The sequence below is a fragment of the Vibrio sp. 10N.222.49.C9 genome, assembly GCF_041474985.1.
Classification (GTDB): domain Bacteria; phylum Pseudomonadota; class Gammaproteobacteria; order Enterobacterales; family Vibrionaceae; genus Vibrio; species Vibrio crassostreae_C.
Map to the genome: position 1 here is coordinate 1 of NZ_JBFRVD010001456.1, position 257 is coordinate 257.

The 257-nt window shown below is 51.8% G+C and carries 1 protein-coding gene; it reads left to right on the top strand.

The annotated features are described in order from the left end of the window. Window positions 1-257 (top strand): hypothetical protein (locus AB4585_RS28730; protein ID WP_372172185.1); only part of this gene is annotated, 257 nt, incomplete at both ends.

Sequence of the window (257 nt, forward strand, 5' to 3'; positions counted from 1 at the left end):
ACCTTAAACAACTTGAGAACAAAGACTTCTCGCTAACGCACGGTATGATCCCTCTGGGCTCTTGTACCATGAAGCTAAACGCAGCAGCCGAGATGATCCCGGTTACTTGGCCTGAATTCGGTGCTATCCACCCATTCGCGCCGATTGAGCAAGCTGCAGGCTATACCGCTCTCGCCAAAGACCTTAAAGCCAAGCTTTGCGAAATCACTGGCTACGACGACTTCTCATTGCAGCCAAACTCTGGCGCATCAGGTGAG